We start from the raw sequence: 18,303 nt of genomic DNA on the forward strand, positions 1-18,303 counted from the left end.
GTGCCAAAATTGCGCGTTATTTTAGCACCGATATGCAAATCTACAATCCGTCTAGACGATGTTTTATTTATTCGTTGATGTGTTTAACTGCCCAAGAGATAAACTCTTGCCGTTGAGTGGGGCTCATAGACAAAAAATCCGTTTTAATTGAACCGCTTGTTGCACCTGCCATTACCTTTACGTCTGTTTGAATATTCTTGTTTGCCACGCTGTTGTCAGCGTGAGGCTTCACCGAAGTATTGTGGGAAACCGAGGCGACCCCGCCAACTTGGTTATACTCAGCCATGACTGCTTCGTAATCTTTAAACTGAGAAAAACCTTTCACCTGTAACAGATCAACTTGATACTCGACGGCCTTACCCTGCGCATCAACCAATGAGAAGTCTAAACTCTTACGAAATTTTTTTGCCTGGTCGACGTGACGAAATACGGGATAACTGAGCGTCACCGGAGAGGATGTCGCATCAAATTTCACAACCACAGTTGGAAACACCAACTTAGTTCGACGGCCATCCTCGACAACCAATTGATCAAGTGCAAACAGCAATTGGTTCTGACCTTGTTGAAGATTAATCACTTGGCTGCTTTGATAATCCTTACCAGTCAGCTCTTTTCCGTTTAACACTAAAGGCTCAATTTCATCAATAACGGTAAGTTCTGCGGCACATATAGGTAATGTCATTGCACCCAATAGCAAAGCAGTGGTTAGTTTTTTCATAGTTTCCTCGACGTCAAAGCGATTAAGATCGACTAAGGGCGGCAATTTGCCGCCCAAGTAGTGGAATTGTTATATTAGAACCAGTATTCGATACCGACAGATGCTTCATCAAAGCTGTCTGACTTCCAGCGTCCCTGATAGCCTTCGCCTACTTTACCTGTGTTCTCTAGGTCGTTCATCGCGTAACGTGCGTATACAACAGCATTAGTGTCAACTGAATACATGAGCTGCATAGACGTTACTTTATCTTTAGTGCCTTCAATGTCTTTGCCATCAACTTCTAGGCCTAGGTTTTCAGCGTGAGCGATCTTAGCCTGCCATTTATTGCCTTCACCGAAGTTGTAAGTTAGACCGACAGAATATGAATGCTCTGTTTCATCGCTACCTTTCGTTTCTTGCGCTTCAGCAATACGGTAGTAAGCGAAATAGCCTAGACCATTAGAGAATCCACCTTGGGATCCAATTAAGTAAGTTTGGTTATCCCAGTATTTTTCATCCTTGGTTTCCATTGTGTCGTAGTTCATTTCGTACGCTAGATCGAACTGAACCCAACCCCAATCACCATTGAATTGTTGGTGCGCCGCCATCCCATGCCAGTAGTTGCTTCCTGCTTTAGGGCTATCGGTACCACCAGCGCGATCTTGTCCTGCACCCGCCGCGATATCCATGGTAAATCCAGACCATAGTTCATTGGTATCCCAACGAATTGTGTCTGATTGGCGATCGTTAAAGTTGTTACCGCCAATATTTCCGCCCCAGTCCCAAACGTTACCCATACCTGGGTTAGTCGCAGGCCAATCAATCAACTCATAAATTGGAGTCAACACGCGGCCTAAGCGCACTTTACCGAAGGTGTCATGTTCAAAACCAACAAACGTATCACGACGACCTAGGTAGCCATTACCACCATCTTCACCAGCAAACGATTCATCAACGTAGCCTGACTCGATTTGCCATAGGAATGTCCAGTTTTCCCAGCTATCAAACTTCGCTGTACCGCGCCAGCCAAGACGAGATTCGTTGTTGAATTGAACACCTTCATTTTGTGGCGAGTTGTCGTAGTCGCGGTTTGCAACCTGCATAGCAATCAAACCGTAAATACCTTGTTCATACTTAGATTCTGCGTGATTTAGGTTAGTGTCTGCGGCGGCCATGCCAGAGAAACCTAAAACAACAGTAGAAACCGCTGCGCCAAGTAGTGTCTTTTTAAACATAGACATAGAATTAACCCCTAGTAATTATTCATTTTGGTAATTTTTCTTAGTTCCCTTTGAGCATGTATAACCTCATGCTCCGGGGAATGTTTATGGACAGGGGCATGTTGACAAACTTTTTTTGCGGCAAAAAACGAGGTAAATAATAATCTGACCACGTTCAAATCAAAAAAAAAGAAAACAAGATAAAGGCATAATAATCAACAAGATAAATTCACACATAAATAAACAAAAACGTCAAAAGCAACTCTAATCACGAGTTGAGTAAGTTAACACTGGCAGTTTTGCGGTTCATATCACTGTAAATTTTCATTGGTTTATAGGTATTAACAATTTCACCAATAAAAGTTTGAAATCTCTCGCAATCGACTAAACTAACAATCTTAAGATTCACCTAATATTGACGTTTTTCTTTCATCGCTTGACCTTACCCTTAAGGGAAGGTTTAGGCTTAGCAATAGTTCTATTTTCCGAGGTGTTGTTATGTCTAAGTTTGATATCCCCTTATCAGGATTAAACTGCATGGGATGCGCACGCAATGTTGAGCGGGCCCTTACTGCAAATCACCAAGTAAAAATTCACCAACTGTCACCGACTTTTATTTCTCTCGAGACCGATAGTTCATTCTCGTCTATCGCTGAGGAGATAGAAGAGTTAGGTTATTTCGCAGGCAATCAATATCATTTTTTATTAGCTGGACTAAATTGTGGTAAATGCATTGCAAAGCTCGAGCAGGCATTAGCACAAGATCCACTCAATGGCACATTCGCAGCTTCGAAAACAGAATTAACCATTACTACCCTACGAACTGTGGATGAAATTACACAGTTAGTTGCATCGCTTGGCTATCAAGCAACCCAAGAGCAAATTGAATTAGATGACATTGAGCCTTCAAACAGCGAGGCGGATAAGCCTGTCAGCCCTACAGAAGAAGTGTCGGCTCACTCCTTCCATTTAATTATTTCCGGTATGACCTGTGCGAGTTGTGTATCGTCCGTGGAGAAAGCTCTAATTTCTGTTGAAGGCATTCAAAAAGCTCAGGTCAATTTAGCAGAACAAAGCGCGTTAGTTTTTAGTACAGAACCAAGCGAGCAGATTGAAGCCGAGCTTGTTAACACGATAAAAGAAGCAGGTTATCAAGCACAAATTATTGATGACCCAGCAACGCAGCAACAAAAACAGATTGAGCAACAAGAACAGGCGCAAGCACAGCATAAAAAAAGTGCGTTGGCAGGCATTATTGTCGGAGCTCCGTTGATGCTATGGGGAGTATTTGGCGGCAATATGATGATTCGCAACAGCCAAGACCAACTAATTTGGGGAGTCATTGGTGTGATCTGTTTTTGGCTATTGGCTACGGCTGGGCGAAGCTTTATTACCAATGCATGGCAAGCGCTTACTCACAAACGAGCGACGATGGATACCTTAGTCTCGCTTGGTACCGGAGCAGCTTGGTTGTTTTCTATGTTAGTCGTCACTATCCCCGAGTGGTTTCCACTTGCTTCAAGACACGTTTACTTTGAAGCGAGTGCAATGATCATCGGACTAATCTCACTCGGTCACTACATAGAAGCTAAAGCCAAAGCTAAAACGACTCGCTCACTACAAGCCTTGGTAAACCTTCAACCGCAGAACGCCACTCTAGTCACTGAGGATGGTGAACGTGAGATTCCGCTTGAGCAAGTCACCTTAGGCATGAAACTAAGAGTCAAACCCGGTGAGAAGGTGCCCGTAGATGGTGTGGTCGAGAGTGGCGAGTCTTATCTGGATGAATCTATGCTCACTGGTGAACCGATTCCGGTACTAAAAATATTAGGGGAATCGGTTTCAGCAGGCACAATCAATCAAGATGGCAGTTTAGTGATTACCGCCTCTGGTATTGGCAGCGACACCATGCTGTCGCGAATCATTACTATGGTTCGAGAAGCTCAAAGCAGTAAACCAGCCATTGCCAAGCTCGCCGACCAAATTTCATCGATATTCGTACCGGTTGTGGTTGCCATTGCGATTATCTCTGCACTTGTGTGGTTTATATTTGGCCCAGAGCCTAAAGCCAGTTATATGTTAGTGGTCACTACCACTGTGCTGATCATTGCTTGCCCTTGTGCACTGGGGCTCGCGACACCGCTATCAGTCACGGTTGGGATAGGTAAAGCTGCCGAGATGGGAATTTTGATCAAAGATGCCGATGTCCTTCAGTCAGCAAGCAAAATAGATACGGTTGTATTTGATAAGACCGGAACCCTGACCAAAGGTAAGCCACAAGTTCAAGCTATTCACTCTGTTTCCAATGACATTGATAGCTTACTCGCATTAGCTGCATCTATTGAAAAACACTCAGAACATCCATTAGCTAAAGCCATCGTTAATCAAGCCAAAGAGAAACAGCTCACTCTCGTTGATGTAGAGAGCTTTGAGAATCGCCGTGGGCAGGGTGTCTTTGCCCAGTCTCAGCAGGGAGAAATTGCGATTGTCTCACTTAACTATGCTCAGACGCAATCGTGGGAGATGTCCTCAATAGAAGCTGAAATCCGTCGTTACCTAGACAATGCTTGGACTCCGGTTGTTATCGCGGTTAACTCTGAAATCGTCGGCACTATCGCCATTGCCGATCCGATTAAAGAAGACGCTAAACAAGCGGTTTCTATGTTAAAAGCAATGGGTATCACACCCGTCATGCTCACTGGAGACAACCAATCCGTCGCACAAGCAATCGCGACTCAGTTAGGTATTGAACGCATCATCGCTCAAGTATTGCCAGATCAGAAAGCGAGCCATATTGAACAACTTCAGAGTGAAGGCCGTAACGTTGCCATGATTGGTGATGGCGTCAACGATGCTCCTGCTCTCGCTTTAGCTGATATCGGCGTTGCCATGGGTAGCGGCAGCGACGTCGCGATTGAAAGCGCGCAAATTACCTTACTCAACTCATCGCCTGTATCCGTAATCAAGGCCATTGAATTGTCTAAAGCGACTCTACGTAACATGAAACAGAACCTGTTTGGTGCGTTCATCTATAACTCACTAGGCATCCCAGTCGCTGCTGGAGTGCTTTACCCAGCTTTTGGCTTTCTGCTCAGCCCTGTTATCGCGGGTGCAGCAATGGCTTTATCATCCATTACGGTGGTCAGTAACGCCAACCGTTTAAGATTATATAAAACTTCTGAGAGGTCACTATGAATGGAAAATTTCTAGCTTTGACAACCCTAGCACTGCTTTCAGGCCCAGCGTTAGCGGCAGATGTTATCAACCATAAGTCACCCTATTGTGGTTGTTGTACAGAGTGGACTAAACATATGCAAGAAGCAGGATTTAATGTCGATGAGAGGTTGCATGAAAACATGAATCCCATTAAGCAGAAACTTGGCATTAAACCAGAACTCGCTTCTTGTCATACAGCCGAAATAGATGGCTACGTCTTTGAAGGCCATATTCCAGCCGAAGATATTAAAGCTTTCTTAGAAAATCCGCCACGCAATGCTAAAGGGCTCGCTGTTCCCGGGATGCCAATGGGGTCACCGGGCATGGAGTATGGTGATAAGAAAGATGAGTACTCTGTCTATGCCTTCAATGAGGAAGGACAGGTGTTTGAATACCGCCACTACCAAGGCAATAAATAACGGATTCTGTAAGTCTATACCTAGAGCACTTTAACTCACTTCGATGAGTTAAAGTGCAATGAACTACTGAATAAAATCATAGACATAGATCTAAAATCACATCAAATGTAACTACATTCACTTTTGTTTTTCGCATTATTTCTCTTACTCAGATAGCTTTCCCATCAACTTGACGACGTCTTGACAACGACGGATGCTGAAAACAAAACCATTGTTGATAAACTTGTAACGCATCGAGTTTCTCAAAAATAATACAACAACATTTACTTATGAAGAGATCTATAAGTCGGAAGAATATTTTTGTAGAATGCGCGGCGTCACTCCGCTCACCCGGTACTCGTATGAACTTACTCGCTCAAGCTAAGCAAAACGGCAAAAATATCGCCATTGCTCACCTAATTTACGACCCTACGCATAAAACGCTAACCAATGGCATTGATGAGGTTGCACTAGAACCTCGTAACATCGCCTTACTGGAAGTGTTATTATCTAATGTGGGTGAACCAACCTCAATTGAGCAATTCATCGAACAAGTATGGGAAAATCAATACATTTCAAAGAATGTTGTGACCAATCGTATTAGTTTACTGCGTAACTTATTACGAGAAAACGTCCCAGAGATTGATTCAACAAAGCTTATCGTGACCTACCCGAAACGGGGCTACTACATTCCCAATAGCCATGTACAACTGATGGAATCAACAAGCTCTGAACCGATATCTGACGATCAATCTCCGCTAACAAGCAAAGCTAAGTTCAAACCATCGAAACTCTTGCTCTGGATTTTCACTCTGGCTATTACTAGCTTGCTCGCATTAACCATCGTGGTAAATTCATTCTTCGACGTTAAGGTCGAAGCAAAGGATCAAGCATTATATGTTCCTCAGGTTAGGCTGTTGCTCGATCAGATATCCTCATCGCGACAATCAATGCAAGACGACGCACTCAAGCTCAAAGTTTTGTTGCTACATGCCTATAGCCATTCGCCTTATATTCATTTAGCAAATATGCGTTCCCCTAGTTACTACTTAATGAGTTTAAGCGAACACCCTAGTTTTCCGGGCTCAGATGCTCTTAGTGATTCGGATTATAAGCTAACCTTTAACCTTATAAAGGACACAGGAACAACGGATAAGCTAGAGGCCATCCTTTATCACTCTGCCTCTGCGCGTGTTGCTTGGCGTAATCTGTATACACTGGAAAACAACAAGTTAGTAAAGGCTGTCAACCAACTCAACTCTGATTTAACTGAATATTTTAAGTTGCCTACTCCCATCATCAAGATTAAGAAAAAGCTGAAAACATCCCTAAGCCAAATGTCAGAAACTGCATTTGATAAGCTAATTGACCAAAAGATGAGTGGTGCTGAAATCAGTTTTTATACTCGGGAACTGCTGTTTAGCGATCAGCCTTCTGATGTATTGCGTCAGTGGATTGATAAAGTTAAACAGAGCACGCCAACCCCCTCTCCAGAGCTGCATATGTTGTTGGCTCTCCTCACCTATCGCTCAGGGGACATCGAGAAAAGTCTGCAAATGTTGCAAAGAGAATATGTCGCGGAAATTCCGAGCAACGCCTTGATATTAATGCTGCAAGCAAACATTAGCCGCAATAAGAACAATACCGAACAGTATTTAAGTAGCTATTTAAAAGCAACCGCCGCGCTCACTATTAGTATTCCTTCAAAGCAAGTATTAGCACATTATTCTAGCACCAATAAGCAAGCGGCTTGTTTGGACCTATGGAAGGATGCCTTGTCAAACATAGAGTATATACACATGCCAAACAGCATACTTTGGCAAGGAATAGAACGTTTCTGCACCCCAATCAAAACCGCATAAAACGGGTAAGGCCCAGCAAAATCTGGGCCTTAATCTAGGACAGTAGATTTAGAGTTGATTAGAAGCCGTAAGAAGCACCGAATACGAATGCAGTGTTCTCTTTCTTATCTGAACCATCTAGATTTTTCGCGCCATGACCTTGGCTACGCAACTCAAAGTATGGTTGTACACCTTCACGAGTCCAAGTAGCACGAAACTCATGGTCCATAGTGTTCTCGGCTTCATCGCTGCGTACGTAAACGTTGTTGTACGCGAGTGTAAGAGGCATATCCCCTACTGCGTAACCAATACGGTTATCAAAACGTAGCTGATCGTTGTCGCTGTTCTTAACGTTGTGGTAACGAGTACGATTACTTAGCGCAAGACCATTGTCGAAGTTGTAGCCGATTTTCACTAGTGGACGGTTTTGCACAGTTTCACCATTGTTCAATAAGTGGTGGTAACCTGCTGCAACCCATAAGTTGTCATTGATTGAATAGCTTTGCTCAATACCCAGTGTGATATAAGGCGTAGTCCCTTTACCCTCGTTAAACTCACCTTCGTAGCTGCCGATTGAAATACCATCAAACTCAGTTAGTAACGTTGTGCCTGTATCAAATGTATGGCCAGCTTCAAGTGTTGAAGTCGCGTTTGGATTTTTATTTTCGCTATGGAATTGAACGTTACCTGTTACGTAAGAAGAACCCGCGTACGCTGTTGATGCAAAAGCAAGTGAAAGTGCGCTAAGAGTCAGTAATTTTTTCATTGTATTCTGCCTTTAATACTAAAATGTGTTGCGGTTATATCTGGGTATTTCTTTACCGTTAACCGCAAAATTGGGTTGCCTCCCTGGCTTGGCAGTCATAATGTCGGATTTAATTCACTATAAAAAATTAATCCATTTCTTGTGCGACACACTTCACTGTGAAAAATGAAAAATAAATTTAACTCTTAATATTCATACACTTGTAAAAACACAAAAAATAATAAAGCCAATTTTGGTGATCAATATCACTCGACAATTTGGTATTGACCATAATAACAGTAGCTAGCTCACACTACTTTTAGCTTTTGGTTGTTTTCCAATAATAATAATCTGATCTTGATCACCAAAACATCGCGCTGGCGATTAACTGAAAAATGCGTTGCTTACGAGTAATACTGAGAATTTGACGTTACGCCAAATTTCACAAGGCACAAAAAAGGCCGCTTTAGCGACCCTAAAAAAAATGGAAATTTGCCATTAATTAATGACGAGTAATCAACTCAGCCATCATTTGAATGTGGAGTTCATCATCATTTAGGCAAGGAATGTAGGTAAACTTCTCACCGCCGTGCTCCACATACAGCTCTCTGCATTGCTCAGAGAGTTCTTCCAATGTTTCAAGGCAATCAACAGAAAAGGCAGGTGCCAAAATATCAAGCTTTTTGATACCTTTACCCGGCAGTTTCTCAAGAGTTTTATCTGTATAAGGTTGCAGCCACTCCTCGCGACCAAAACGAGATTGATAAGTCATACCGATCTGGTTAGGAGCTAAGCCTAACTCTCGGGCAAGAAGAGTTGTAGTTCGATCGCAATGCTGAGGATAAATATCACCGTTGTCCGCATAGCGCTTAGGTATACCGTGGTACGAACAAAGCAGGTAATCCCCTTTGCCGTTTTCTTGCCAAGAGCGTTTTACACTTTCAGCCAGCGCCTTGATATACAGTGGGTGTTGGTGATAGTCACTAATAAACTGGTAGCTCGGTATCATTGGTAGTTGCTTAAACGCGTTCGTTAAACCATCGGATACTGCTGCCGTCGTGGTTCCCGAGTACTGAGGGTAAAGAGGCAATACGATAACGTCCTCGACTCCTTGTGCAAGCAGGGCTTCTAAGCCAGATTTAAGACTTGGATTTCCATAAGTCATGCCTAACTCAACCGGAATATCAACCTGCTCTCTGAGCTTCTCAACTTGCTTCTTTGAGTAAACAAGAAGTGGAGAGCCTTCTTCCATCCAAACGCTTTGATACAACTTCGCTACTTTGGGAGCGCGAATAGGCAAAATCACACCATGCAAAATTGGACACCATAGCCAACGTGTCATATCGACGACACGTTTATCATGAAGAAACTGACTTAAAAAGCGCTTAACCGCAGGAGCGGTTGCTTCATCTGGCGTACCTAAGTTAACGAGTAGTACACCTTGTTTTTTGTTATTTTGCATAGCTTCCTATCGACACTAAAAAGGCTCTCTACGTACCTATCTCAGAATTGGATCAAACTAAGAGCATAAAAAAAACGACCCCAAAGAGGATCGCTTCACTATAACAAATTTTCAAAATTCGCAGTTAGCTATTTATGCTAGCGCTTTCTCGATATCTGCACTAACTTCAGCAACTTGCTTAGTACCGTCGAACTTAAGGTACTTAGTATTACCGGCTTCAGCTTCTTTACCGTAGTAAGAGATTAGCGGTGCTGTTTGCTCGTGGTACACACCTAGACGAGCGCGTACAGTCTCTTCTTTGTCATCGTCACGTACAACTAGCTCCTCACCTGTTACGTCATCTTTGCCTTCAACTTTAGGCGGGTTATAAACAACGTGGTAAGTACGACCAGAAGGTAAGTGAGCACGACGACCAGCCATACGTTCAACAATCACGTCGTCAGCAACATCAAATTCAATCACGTAATCTACGTCGACGCTCATTTCCTTCAGGCCGTCAGCCTGAGGAATCGTACGTGGGAAGCCATCAAGTAGGAAACCTTTTTCGCAGTCATCTTGAGCAATACGCTCTTTGATTAGACCAAGGATGATTTCATCAGAAACTAGCTGACCAGCGTCGATAACAGCTTTAGCTTGTTTGCCAAGCTCTGTACCTGCCTTGATAGCAGCACGTAGCATGTCACCAGTAGAGATTTGCGGAACACCGTATTTTTCCATGATGAAATTTGCTTGTGTGCCTTTACCTGCACCTGGAGCACCTAGAAGAATGATGCGCATGTTGAATCCTCTTAAGATAATGATGATTTATACCGAAGCTCACTATGGCGTTACCACATGAACATGTCTTGGACTCACGGTAAGTTTCGGTATAACTGTTCTACAGTTAACAATAAAGCAGGCGTGCACATTACACGCCTGCTCATTTGGTTTCAAGATTGCATTCTATCATACAATTTCAAACCAAAGCGCTAATTACGACTAAAGAATGCTTAAACACTCACACAAGCCTGCAACTTCGCGCGTTTTTATTCACGATTAACGCAAATAAATCAAAAAGCCCGCAAAATGCGAGCTTTTTGACGGTTTTAAACTATTAGCCCTTAGTCAAAAGGGTGTTGATTGCGCCTAAGAACTGAGATGGATCTTCCATCGAACCACGTTCAGCTAACATAGCTTGACCAAGCAGTACCTCGACCCAACGACCGAAAGCTTCTTCGTCGGCTTCATCGGCCATTTGCTTAACTAGCTCATGCTCCGGGTTGATTTCAAAGATGTATTTTACCTCAGGAGCTGCTTGGCCTGCCGCTTCAAGCAGCTTCGCCATTTGTGTGCCCATCTCGAAATCGTCAGTAACTACGACCGCAGGCGTTGTTGCTAACTTAAAGGTAGTACGGACTTCTTTAACGCGATCGCCTAAATAATCTTTTGTGCGTTCAACAACAGATTTGAACTCTTCTTCCGTCTCTTTTTGCTTCTCTTTTTCTGCTTCGTCTTCAAACTTGCTCAGATCAAGGCCCGCTTTAGTGATTGACTGGAACTGCTTACCATCAAACTCAGTAAGATAATTCATTAGCCACTCATCAATACGGTCAAACATCAGAATAACTTCAATGCCTTTCGCTTTGAACTGCTCTAAGTGAGGGCTGTTCTTAGCTGCTGCGTAGCTATCTGCGGTCAGGTAGAAGATCTTATCTTGATCTTCTTTCATACGCTCAACGTATGACGCTAAGCCAACTGTTTGTTCAGCAGAATCGAATTCGGTAGATGCAAAACGAAGTAATGCAGCAACTTTCTCTTTGTTGCTCATATCTTCAGCTGGACCTTCTTTTAGCACCAAACCAAACTCTTTCCAGAATGATTGGTACTTCTCTTCGTCGTTCTTCGCCATTCGCTCAAGCATGGTAAGAACCCGCTTAGTACAAGCGTTACGTAGAGATTGCGTTACCTTGTTGTCTTGCAAGATTTCACGTGACACATTAAGTGGCAGATCATTCGAATCGATTAAGCCGCGAACGAACCGCAGGTAAGATGGCATGAACTGCTCTGCGTCATCCATGATAAACACACGCTGCACGTACAGTTTAAGACCTGATTTGTGGTCACGATTCATCATGTCCCATGGCGCTTTCGCTGGGATGTACAGCAAACTTGTGTAGTCGTTCTTACCTTCTACACGGTTGTGACTCCATACCAATGGATCGGCGAAGTCATGCGATACGTGCTTATAAAACTCTTGGTACTCTTCTTCTGAAATATCAGTTTTGTTACGCGTCCAAAGTGCCTGAGCTTTGTTAATTTGCTCCCACTTCTTCTCACCAGTTTCTTTACCTTCTTCATCACGTTCAGCGGTTAGAATCGCTACGGGAATGCCGATGTGATCAGAGTACTTGCTGATAACTTCACGTAAACGCCACTCATTAAGGAACTCTTTACCTTCATCGCGCATATGGAGAATGATATCTGTACCGCGAGTCTCTTTTTGGATGGTTTCAATGGTATATTCACCTTCGCCCGAAGAGTGCCATTGAACCGCTTGTTGAGAATCTAAACCGGCAGATCGAGTGCGAACCGTTACGGCGTCTGCGACGATAAATGCCGAGTAGAAGCCAACACCAAATTGACCAATTAACTGCGAGTCTTTCGATTGGTCTTCAGACAGTTTAGAGAAGAATTCAGCGGTGCCAGATTTAGCAATGGTGCCTAGATGTTCAATAACATCATCGCGGCTCATACCAATACCATTGTCCGAAATCGTTAGCGTATTTGCCTCTTCATCGAAACTAAGCTTTACCCCTAGGTCGGCATCACCTTGGTAAAGCTCAGAGTTTGACAGTGCTTGAAAACGCAGTTTGTCAGAAGCGTCAGACGCATTAGAAATCAGCTCGCGCAGAAAAATCTCTTTGTTTGAGTAAAGAGAATGAATCATAAGGTGAAGTAATTGTTTTACTTCTGACTGAAAGCCACGAGTTTCTTTGTTTTGTGTTGCTGTTTCGCTCATGATAACTCCATAAGTTCTATACTTATCAAGCCAATACATTCATAATGACAATGTTTATTTTGGCCTTAATCTGCCAATTAACATGAGGGTGACAAATGTAAATTCAAGGTCAATAATCATAAAAACAGTGTTTTTTTTGTTTTATTTTGACTATCCTTCACCACGCCAAAAACTCAAAAAATATAAACTGATTTTGATTAAGTTAGTTGTATTGAGCGCTTTAACAACTTAACTGTCTGAAACCTCTAATATAGTGGCCGCAATTAATGAGTAACATAGGTACTAAGTTTAATCTTGATAACAGGTTTACCTTTGACCCAAACACCAACTCTCTCGTCGATAAAGAGAACAACAACGAGCTAATTCGTTTAGGTAGTAACGAAAGCCGTATTCTGCTGTTACTGTGTGAGAAACCAAGTGAAATCGTTTCTCGTAACGACCTGCATGACTTTGTCTGGCGTAAGCAAGGTTTCGAGGTTGATGACTCAAGCTTAACTCAGGCGATCTCTACACTGCGAAAGCTACTCAAAGACTCAACAAAGTCACCAATGTTTGTGAAAACGGTGCCAAAACGCGGTTATCAACTGATTTGTTCTGTAGAACGTGCAACCACCTTGATGAGCGGAGAAACGCTCACAGAGGAAAGCTCTGAGCTGAATGTTGTAGAAACTCCAGAGCAAAACAATACTGAAGAGACAAACGAAACGCCATCGGTTGCAAAACCAGTGAGTACAGTCAGTGAGGTTACCGAGAGCCAAACTTCAACCAAAAAGAAGAGCCCTCTTACATCTAAGCTACTGATAGTGTTGGCGATACTAATACCATTATATGTCATCTTGTTTACGAACCCTGCGGAGTCAAAGTTTAGACAGCTCGCTGTATTTGATAACACAGTAGTCAAAGCCCCAGTGAACCACCCAGACTTAAGCAAGTGGTATCCTTCTATCGAACAGTGTGTGAAAAAATACAATGAAACACACCTCGATGAGCTAGCACCAGTCGAAGTCATCGCTACGGGCGGTCAGAACAACCAGCTTATCCTGAACTACATCCACTCTTTGGATAATTCAGGGGAAAACATCACTCTGCGCATCTTCGCAGAGCAAAAAGATCTCAGTAAAGTTTGCCAGTAGGAGTTGACCTGATGAATCAAAAAATTGCAGCTAGCCTACTTGTTTTATCCAGCGTATTTAGCGCTTGGTTGTACTGGGGAAGTGACTTAAAGGTTGAACAGGTGCTCACTTCAAAAGAGTGGCAATCTAAAATGGTTACTGTCATCACGGAGCCGCTTCAAGAAAAATCTGTAGGCTCACTTCGCAAAGTCGATGTGGTTTCAAACGTAAAGTATTTGCCGAACAATACATATATTCGCGTTGCTACCGTACGTTTATATCCATACAACGCCAAAACAGAGAGTGTTATCAATATTTCTGAAACTGGAGAGTGGGATATCAGCGACAATTACTTATTGGTCTCCCCAACCGAGTTTAAAGATGTTTCTTCCGCTCAAAGCAAAGACTTTACTAAAGAACAATTAGACCTTATTACTCAAATCTTTAAGATGGACGCTCAGCAGAGCCGACGAATTGATATTGTTAATGGCAAGACACTGCTACTCACCAGTTTAAGCCACGGCTCTACTGTTCTTTTTTCTAACTAATTTAATAAAGGGGCAAGATGCCCCTTTTTTATGCTATGGATTGGGTAAATACACTCGGCTTATTTCTGGGGTCACTGACCGCCAACACCCTTGCTTCTCTCTCAGGAGGGGGCGCTGGCCTACTGCAATTCCCTTTATTGATTTTCTTTGGTCTCCCTTTTTCTATCGCCTTAGCTACACACAAGATTGCAAGTGTCGCTCTTGGCCTAGGTGCGGCATACACTCATATCAAACAAAAAAGCTTTAGTTATACAGCGGCTTTGTATCTCATCGGTGTTGGAAGCTTAGGGGTCATCATCGGCGCTAACATCGTCTTGCTTGTTCCCAGTGCTATCGCAGAGAAACTACTGGGTGGAATGATACTTTGCCTTGGCATATATTCACGCCTTAAAAAGCAGCTTGGACAACACGAGCAGCCGCTTAATCGTGATCCAAAAGGTTGGCTTATAGGTGGATTGGGCTTAATGCTGATTGGCATTATTAATGGCTCACTGACGGCGGGTTCTGGCCTACTCGTTACGCTATTTCTAATTCGTTGGTTTGGGTACAGCTATAAACAAGCGGTCGCACTAACTATGTTGTGTGTTGGCCTATTCTGGAATGGCATTGGGGCGATTGCAATTGTACAAGCTGGTGCTCCTGTCTATTGGCCTTGGTTACCCGCTCTTCTACTCGGATCGTTTATCGGTGGCAGCTTAGGGGCTTATCTTACTACTCGCTATAGCAATCAATTGATCAAAATTTTCTTCGAAATCCTGACCTTTACCGTCGGTATTAAGCTTCTGTTTTAAAGGATAATTTATGGATAAGGCTGTCATTGATATTTATTACTGCCGCCAATGCAACTGGATGTTACGTTCCACTTGGCTCTCTCAAGAACTGCTGCATACCTTTAGTGAGGAGATAGAGAAAATCTCACTGCACCCAGATACTGGGGGACGCTTTGAAATTCATTGTAATGGCGAGATTGTTTGGGAACGAAAACGAGATGGTGGATTCCCAGAAGCCAAAGTATTGAAACAGAAAGTGCGCGATATCATCGACCCAGAGCGCGATTTAGGCCATTCCGACTCCAAATAAAAGAAGGCAGCGAGTTTTGCTGCCGTTGTCGTTGCTAGCCAATTAGCGTCGAAACCAATACCTCACCAGAGAATGTGACCACTTTAAGCTCTTTATCTTCTAGCAAGCCATAACTCGCTGCAAATCCGTCACGTGGAAAGGTAATGGAGCCCGGGTTAAATAGAAACTGTTCGCCATCACGTTCAGCGACTGGGATATGGGTATGCCCTTGAGCAATAATATCTCCTTGTTTTAATGGCGGACGCTTGCTTGAATTGTACAGATGACCATGAGTTAGAAACAGACGTTGACCCGATTCTAGCAATACCCATGCGTAATCCATCATCATTGGAAACGAAAGCAGCATTTGGTCAACTTCGCTATCGCAATTACCGCGCACAGCCACTATCTGATCTGCATACTGGTTAAGCAATTCACTCACCGCTGGAGGGTTGTAACCCTCAGGTATAGGGTTACGTGGACCATGATTTAAAATATCCCCCAGCAGAACCAATGTCTCTGCACCAGACTGTTGATATTCGGCAAGTACTTGTTGGGTTGCAGGCAAACTACCATGCAAGTCAGAGGCAAAAAAGAGTTTCACGACATCATCTCCTCAAAAATAATGAGGAGATTTTACCGACTCTATGACCTTTAGTCATCATGCACCATGCCGTAAATGACAATGTTATTGTAACTCACCATACCGACGATTTTCCCGGCTTCGATGACAGGTGCACGGCTGATACCAAATCGTTCAAATAAGCGTGCGCAGTATTTCACATTCATATCAGGGTCTACCGACATCGCGGGTTTGGTCATGATCTCATAAATATTGGTCCTGTCTGGCGAGCGATTCTGCGCAAGCACCTTTTTAGCAATATCATTCATCAAAACCAAACCATACTCATCGTCATCATTTCGCTTATTGACCACCAACGCCTTAGCCTCGTGGCTACGAGCAAGCTGTATGCCTTCTTTTACCGTTGTTAGGCCATCAATGACCACATAGTTATTCGTCATTACATCGCGAACTCGAACCTTACTATGTGCTTTCATAATTCATCCTCCACCACTTTGGTTAACCTCTCGACCTGATGCGCCACACCTACGGCATCCTCAATATCGATCTGGACAGCTATCCCTTGACCAGACTCCTGATCAAATTCACCGACCTCACCAATTGTTTCCAAAATATGCCGAGACAAGTGTTCTTCGACCACAAATAACACCACATCTTTCTGCACATCTAAGGTTAGACCAAAAAATGTTTTCTTTTGATTAAGGCCTTCCCCTCTCGCATGGTTGATCACCGTAGCTCCTGTCGCTCCTGCTTTACGCGCAGCATCAAGAACCACATCGGTTTTACTATCTTCAACAAAAGCTAATAGCAATTTAAAGCGCATTTTCTTCATCCTCCCGCTCAGCGTCTTTGTTTAACCACTGAGTGATTTGTGCATACCCCATCACCGAGATCATGGGAAATAAACTGGCAAACGCAATCAATCCAAAACCATCGATCATGGGGTTACGCCCTGGGACAGTCGATGCCAACCCTAAACCTAACGCTGCAACTAACGGAACAGTAACTGTTGACGTCGTTACCCCTCCCGAATCATAAGCAAGAGGGATGATGAGTTTAGGTGCGTAAAACGTTTGTATGACGACAATTACGTAACCAACAATAATGTAATAATGGATAGGGTCTCCGACAACAATTCGGTAACTCCCTAAAGAAATCCCCACAGCAACGCCAATAGCCACAGCAATGCGTAATCCATTGACACTGATACTTCCACCTGATACTTGATTGGCTTTTATTGCCACAGCAATCAGAGAAGGTTCAGCGATTGTGGTACTAAATCCAATAAAGAAAGCAAATAAGTAGACCCAGTAATAGTCCATCCATTCAAAGATGTCGCCTGTCGAGAGTTTAAAATGTTGAATAAAGCTTGGAGCGGTAAGCTGCTCAGCCATTGTTTCACCCAGTGGAAATAGGGCGAGATCTAAACCAATTAAAAATAGAGATAAACCAAGAATGACATAAAAGAAGCCAAGGACAACTTTGGGTAGGTTGGCCACCGGGCGGCGAAGAACGGCAAATTGAAAACCAAAGATAATCGTCGCAATGGGCAAGACATCAGTAATGGTGCCGACGAAAGTATCTAAGAAATGTGTCCACTCAATCATGCCACCACCATGCCATAGACCATAACAAACATCATCGGAAGCAAAGAGGCAAATGCAATCAGACCAAAACCATCGGTCATCGGATTGCGCCCTTTAATGGCGGATGCAAGTCCAACCCCAAGCGCGGTCACAAGAGGCACAGTGATCGTCGATGTCGTAACACCACCAGAGTCGTAAGCCACCCCTATAATACTCTGGGGTGCAAACATGGTTAGAATGACCACACCAATGTATCCTCCAATGATCATGTATTGAATCGGCCAACCTTTTAGAATTCTCAACACACCGAGTAGTATGGCAATACCGACCGATAATGCGACGGTATAGCGTAGACCGTTAGCGTAATCCTCCATCGACTCTTCGTTGTGAAGGATCATCCCCCCTTCGGCAGCCACTTCCGCTGCCTCATCCGCAACTGCTGTTAAAGCAGGTTCAGCCACTGTGGTTCCAAACCCTAAACAAAAGGCAAATATCAACAACCAGAACACACTGCCTTTACGTGCGAAAGCTTGCGCCATTGTCTCACCGATGGGAAACAAACCCATCTCTAGACCGAAGATAAAGAACGTCAAACCAAAGACGACTAATACAAGACCAAACAAAATGGATAATAGATTGGGAAGAGGCTCTTGCAGAACAACAAGCTGAAAGAATGCAATTACAACAATAATTGGCGTAAGATCCCGCAAACTCCCTAATAGCGCTTTAATCAGCGCTGTCATTGCTTCCACTGAACCTCCTTGTTCTTCAGCTAACACTCAATCTATTCATTAGCATGGCAAACAAATTGGCTTTCTGATGTGATATCTGCAACGTC

General features: G+C 43.4%; 18 protein-coding genes. 7 read left to right on the top strand and 11 right to left on the bottom strand.

The features are described 5' to 3' along the window. Positions 1 to 67 precede the first annotated feature (67 nt). Both APB76_RS13075 and APB76_RS13080 read right to left on the bottom strand, forming a co-directional pair. Entirely contained in the window at positions 68 to 718 is a 651-nt protein-coding gene (locus APB76_RS13075) for a YccT family protein (RefSeq protein ID WP_054963273.1), read from the bottom strand. 74 nt (positions 719 to 792) lie between these two features. Next, positions 793 to 1,938 carry a porin gene (locus APB76_RS13080; protein WP_049845467.1) on the bottom strand — a complete coding sequence of 382 codons (1,146 nt, stop codon included), beginning with the start codon at positions 1,936 to 1,938 and terminating at the stop codon, positions 793 to 795. A gap of 477 nt (positions 1,939 to 2,415) precedes the next feature. On the opposite strand from APB76_RS13080, the gene APB76_RS13085 reads away from it, so the two are divergent. The 3 genes from APB76_RS13085 to APB76_RS13095 all read left to right on the top strand — a co-directional run bounded on the left by APB76_RS13085 (position 2,416) and on the right by APB76_RS13095 (position 7,393). After that, positions 2,416 to 5,112, top strand: coding sequence for a heavy metal translocating P-type ATPase (locus APB76_RS13085; RefSeq protein ID WP_054963272.1), 2,697 nt, complete (start codon positions 2,416 to 2,418; stop codon positions 5,110 to 5,112). After that, positions 5,109 to 5,552, top strand: a complete 444-nt coding sequence (locus APB76_RS13090) for a DUF411 domain-containing protein (protein WP_049845465.1) — start codon at positions 5,109 to 5,111, stop codon at positions 5,550 to 5,552. Before APB76_RS13085 ends, APB76_RS13090 begins: the two co-directional genes overlap by 4 nt. Before the next feature lie 341 nt (positions 5,553 to 5,893). Next, complete coding sequence (locus APB76_RS13095) at positions 5,894 to 7,393, top strand: winged helix-turn-helix domain-containing protein (protein WP_237767905.1); 1,500 nt, start codon at positions 5,894 to 5,896, stop codon at positions 7,391 to 7,393. Between the two features lie 58 nt (positions 7,394 to 7,451). On the opposite strand, the gene APB76_RS13100 is transcribed toward APB76_RS13095, so the two are convergent. The 4 genes from APB76_RS13100 to htpG all read right to left on the bottom strand — a co-directional run bounded on the left by APB76_RS13100 (position 7,452) and on the right by htpG (position 12,577). Beyond that, positions 7,452 to 8,138: an oligogalacturonate-specific porin KdgM family protein gene (locus tag APB76_RS13100; RefSeq protein ID WP_049845463.1), complete on the bottom strand. Its 687-nt coding sequence runs from the start codon at positions 8,136 to 8,138 to the stop codon at positions 7,452 to 7,454. Between the two features lie 481 nt (positions 8,139 to 8,619). Continuing rightward, positions 8,620 to 9,579, bottom strand: a complete 960-nt coding sequence (hemH, locus tag APB76_RS13105) for a ferrochelatase (protein ID WP_049845462.1) — start codon at positions 9,577 to 9,579, stop codon at positions 8,620 to 8,622. Positions 9,580 to 9,711: 132 nt separating this feature from the next. Next, the gene (gene adk, locus APB76_RS13110; protein ID WP_054963270.1) at positions 9,712 to 10,356 is read right to left on the bottom strand and encodes an adenylate kinase; all 645 of its coding nucleotides are present in this window, start codon (positions 10,354 to 10,356) and stop codon (positions 9,712 to 9,714) included. A gap of 316 nt (positions 10,357 to 10,672) precedes the next feature. Beyond that, positions 10,673 to 12,577 carry a molecular chaperone HtpG gene (htpG, locus tag APB76_RS13115; protein WP_054963269.1) on the bottom strand — a complete coding sequence of 635 codons (1,905 nt, stop codon included), beginning with the start codon at positions 12,575 to 12,577 and terminating at the stop codon, positions 10,673 to 10,675. 266 nt (positions 12,578 to 12,843) lie between these two features. On the opposite strand from htpG, the gene APB76_RS13120 reads away from it, so the two are divergent. Genes APB76_RS13120 through APB76_RS13135 form a run of 4 tightly spaced genes read left to right on the top strand, consistent with a single transcriptional unit; the run spans position 12,844 to position 15,317 of the window. Further along, on the top strand, positions 12,844 to 13,710 hold the full coding sequence (locus APB76_RS13120; RefSeq protein WP_054963268.1) for a transcriptional regulator: 867 nt from the start codon (positions 12,844 to 12,846) through the stop codon (positions 13,708 to 13,710). Positions 13,711 to 13,721: 11 nt separating this feature from the next. Continuing rightward, a complete protein-coding gene (locus APB76_RS13125) occupies positions 13,722 to 14,237 on the top strand; it encodes a regulatory protein ToxS (RefSeq protein WP_049845458.1) in 516 nt (171 codons plus the stop codon). 35 nt (positions 14,238 to 14,272) lie between these two features. Continuing rightward, entirely contained in the window at positions 14,273 to 15,028 is a 756-nt protein-coding gene (locus APB76_RS13130) for a sulfite exporter TauE/SafE family protein (RefSeq protein ID WP_054963267.1), read from the top strand. A 10-nt stretch (positions 15,029 to 15,038) separates the two neighbouring features. Then, positions 15,039 to 15,317, top strand: a complete 279-nt coding sequence (locus tag APB76_RS13135) for a SelT/SelW/SelH family protein (protein WP_054963266.1) — start codon at positions 15,039 to 15,041, stop codon at positions 15,315 to 15,317. Between the two features lie 34 nt (positions 15,318 to 15,351). On the opposite strand, the gene yfcE is transcribed toward APB76_RS13135, so the two are convergent. Genes yfcE through APB76_RS13160 form a run of 5 tightly spaced genes read right to left on the bottom strand, consistent with a single transcriptional unit; the run spans position 15,352 to position 18,217 of the window. Next, complete coding sequence (gene yfcE, locus APB76_RS13140; RefSeq protein WP_054963265.1) at positions 15,352 to 15,900, bottom strand: phosphodiesterase; 549 nt, start codon at positions 15,898 to 15,900, stop codon at positions 15,352 to 15,354. Between the two features lie 50 nt (positions 15,901 to 15,950). Then, positions 15,951 to 16,355, bottom strand: coding sequence for a CBS domain-containing protein (locus APB76_RS13145; RefSeq protein WP_054963264.1), 405 nt, complete (start codon positions 16,353 to 16,355; stop codon positions 15,951 to 15,953). Beyond that, complete coding sequence (locus APB76_RS13150; RefSeq protein WP_054963263.1) at positions 16,352 to 16,702, bottom strand: P-II family nitrogen regulator; 351 nt, start codon at positions 16,700 to 16,702, stop codon at positions 16,352 to 16,354. Before APB76_RS13150 ends, APB76_RS13145 begins: the two co-directional genes overlap by 4 nt. Next, entirely contained in the window at positions 16,692 to 17,486 is a 795-nt protein-coding gene (locus APB76_RS13155) for a DUF1538 domain-containing protein (protein WP_054963262.1), read from the bottom strand. The genes APB76_RS13150 and APB76_RS13155 overlap by 11 nt, the downstream gene beginning before the upstream one ends. Next, the gene (locus tag APB76_RS13160; protein ID WP_054963287.1) at positions 17,483 to 18,217 is read right to left on the bottom strand and encodes a DUF1538 domain-containing protein; all 735 of its coding nucleotides are present in this window, start codon (positions 18,215 to 18,217) and stop codon (positions 17,483 to 17,485) included. Before APB76_RS13160 ends, APB76_RS13155 begins: the two co-directional genes overlap by 4 nt. Between the last annotated feature and the right edge of the window lie 86 nt (positions 18,218 to 18,303).

The sequence above is a fragment of the Vibrio bivalvicida genome (assembly GCF_001399455.2).
Classification (GTDB): Bacteria; Pseudomonadota; Gammaproteobacteria; order Enterobacterales; family Vibrionaceae; genus Vibrio; species Vibrio bivalvicida.

What these genes read in the sequence shown, in the direction of transcription:
- APB76_RS13075 (WP_054963273.1), bottom strand. Translation starts at nt 718, where the DNA reads ATGAAAAAACTAACCACTGCTTTGCTATTGGGTGCAATGACATTACCT.
- APB76_RS13085 (WP_054963272.1), top strand. Translation starts at nt 2,416, where the DNA reads ATGTCTAAGTTTGATATCCCCTTATCAGGATTAAACTGCATGGGATGC.
- APB76_RS13130 (WP_054963267.1), top strand. Translation starts at nt 14,273, where the DNA reads ATGGATTGGGTAAATACACTCGGCTTATTTCTGGGGTCACTGACCGCC.
- APB76_RS13090 (WP_049845465.1), top strand. Translation starts at nt 5,109, where the DNA reads ATGAATGGAAAATTTCTAGCTTTGACAACCCTAGCACTGCTTTCAGGC.
- htpG (WP_054963269.1), bottom strand. Translation starts at nt 12,577, where the DNA reads ATGAGCGAAACAGCAACACAAAACAAAGAAACTCGTGGCTTTCAGTCA.
- APB76_RS13080 (WP_049845467.1), bottom strand. Translation starts at nt 1,938, where the DNA reads ATGTCTATGTTTAAAAAGACACTACTTGGCGCAGCGGTTTCTACTGTT.
- hemH (WP_049845462.1), bottom strand. Translation starts at nt 9,579, where the DNA reads ATGCAAAATAACAAAAAACAAGGTGTACTACTCGTTAACTTAGGTACG.
- APB76_RS13100 (WP_049845463.1), bottom strand. Translation starts at nt 8,138, where the DNA reads ATGAAAAAATTACTGACTCTTAGCGCACTTTCACTTGCTTTTGCATCA.
- APB76_RS13145 (WP_054963264.1), bottom strand. Translation starts at nt 16,355, where the DNA reads ATGAAAGCACATAGTAAGGTTCGAGTTCGCGATGTAATGACGAATAAC.
- APB76_RS13120 (WP_054963268.1), top strand. Translation starts at nt 12,844, where the DNA reads ATGAGTAACATAGGTACTAAGTTTAATCTTGATAACAGGTTTACCTTT.
- APB76_RS13095 (WP_237767905.1), top strand. Translation starts at nt 5,894, where the DNA reads ATGAACTTACTCGCTCAAGCTAAGCAAAACGGCAAAAATATCGCCATT.
- APB76_RS13135 (WP_054963266.1), top strand. Translation starts at nt 15,039, where the DNA reads ATGGATAAGGCTGTCATTGATATTTATTACTGCCGCCAATGCAACTGG.
- APB76_RS13150 (WP_054963263.1), bottom strand. Translation starts at nt 16,702, where the DNA reads ATGCGCTTTAAATTGCTATTAGCTTTTGTTGAAGATAGTAAAACCGAT.
- APB76_RS13125 (WP_049845458.1), top strand. Translation starts at nt 13,722, where the DNA reads ATGAATCAAAAAATTGCAGCTAGCCTACTTGTTTTATCCAGCGTATTT.
- APB76_RS13155 (WP_054963262.1), bottom strand. Translation starts at nt 17,486, where the DNA reads ATGATTGAGTGGACACATTTCTTAGATACTTTCGTCGGCACCATTACT.
- adk (WP_054963270.1), bottom strand. Translation starts at nt 10,356, where the DNA reads ATGCGCATCATTCTTCTAGGTGCTCCAGGTGCAGGTAAAGGCACACAA.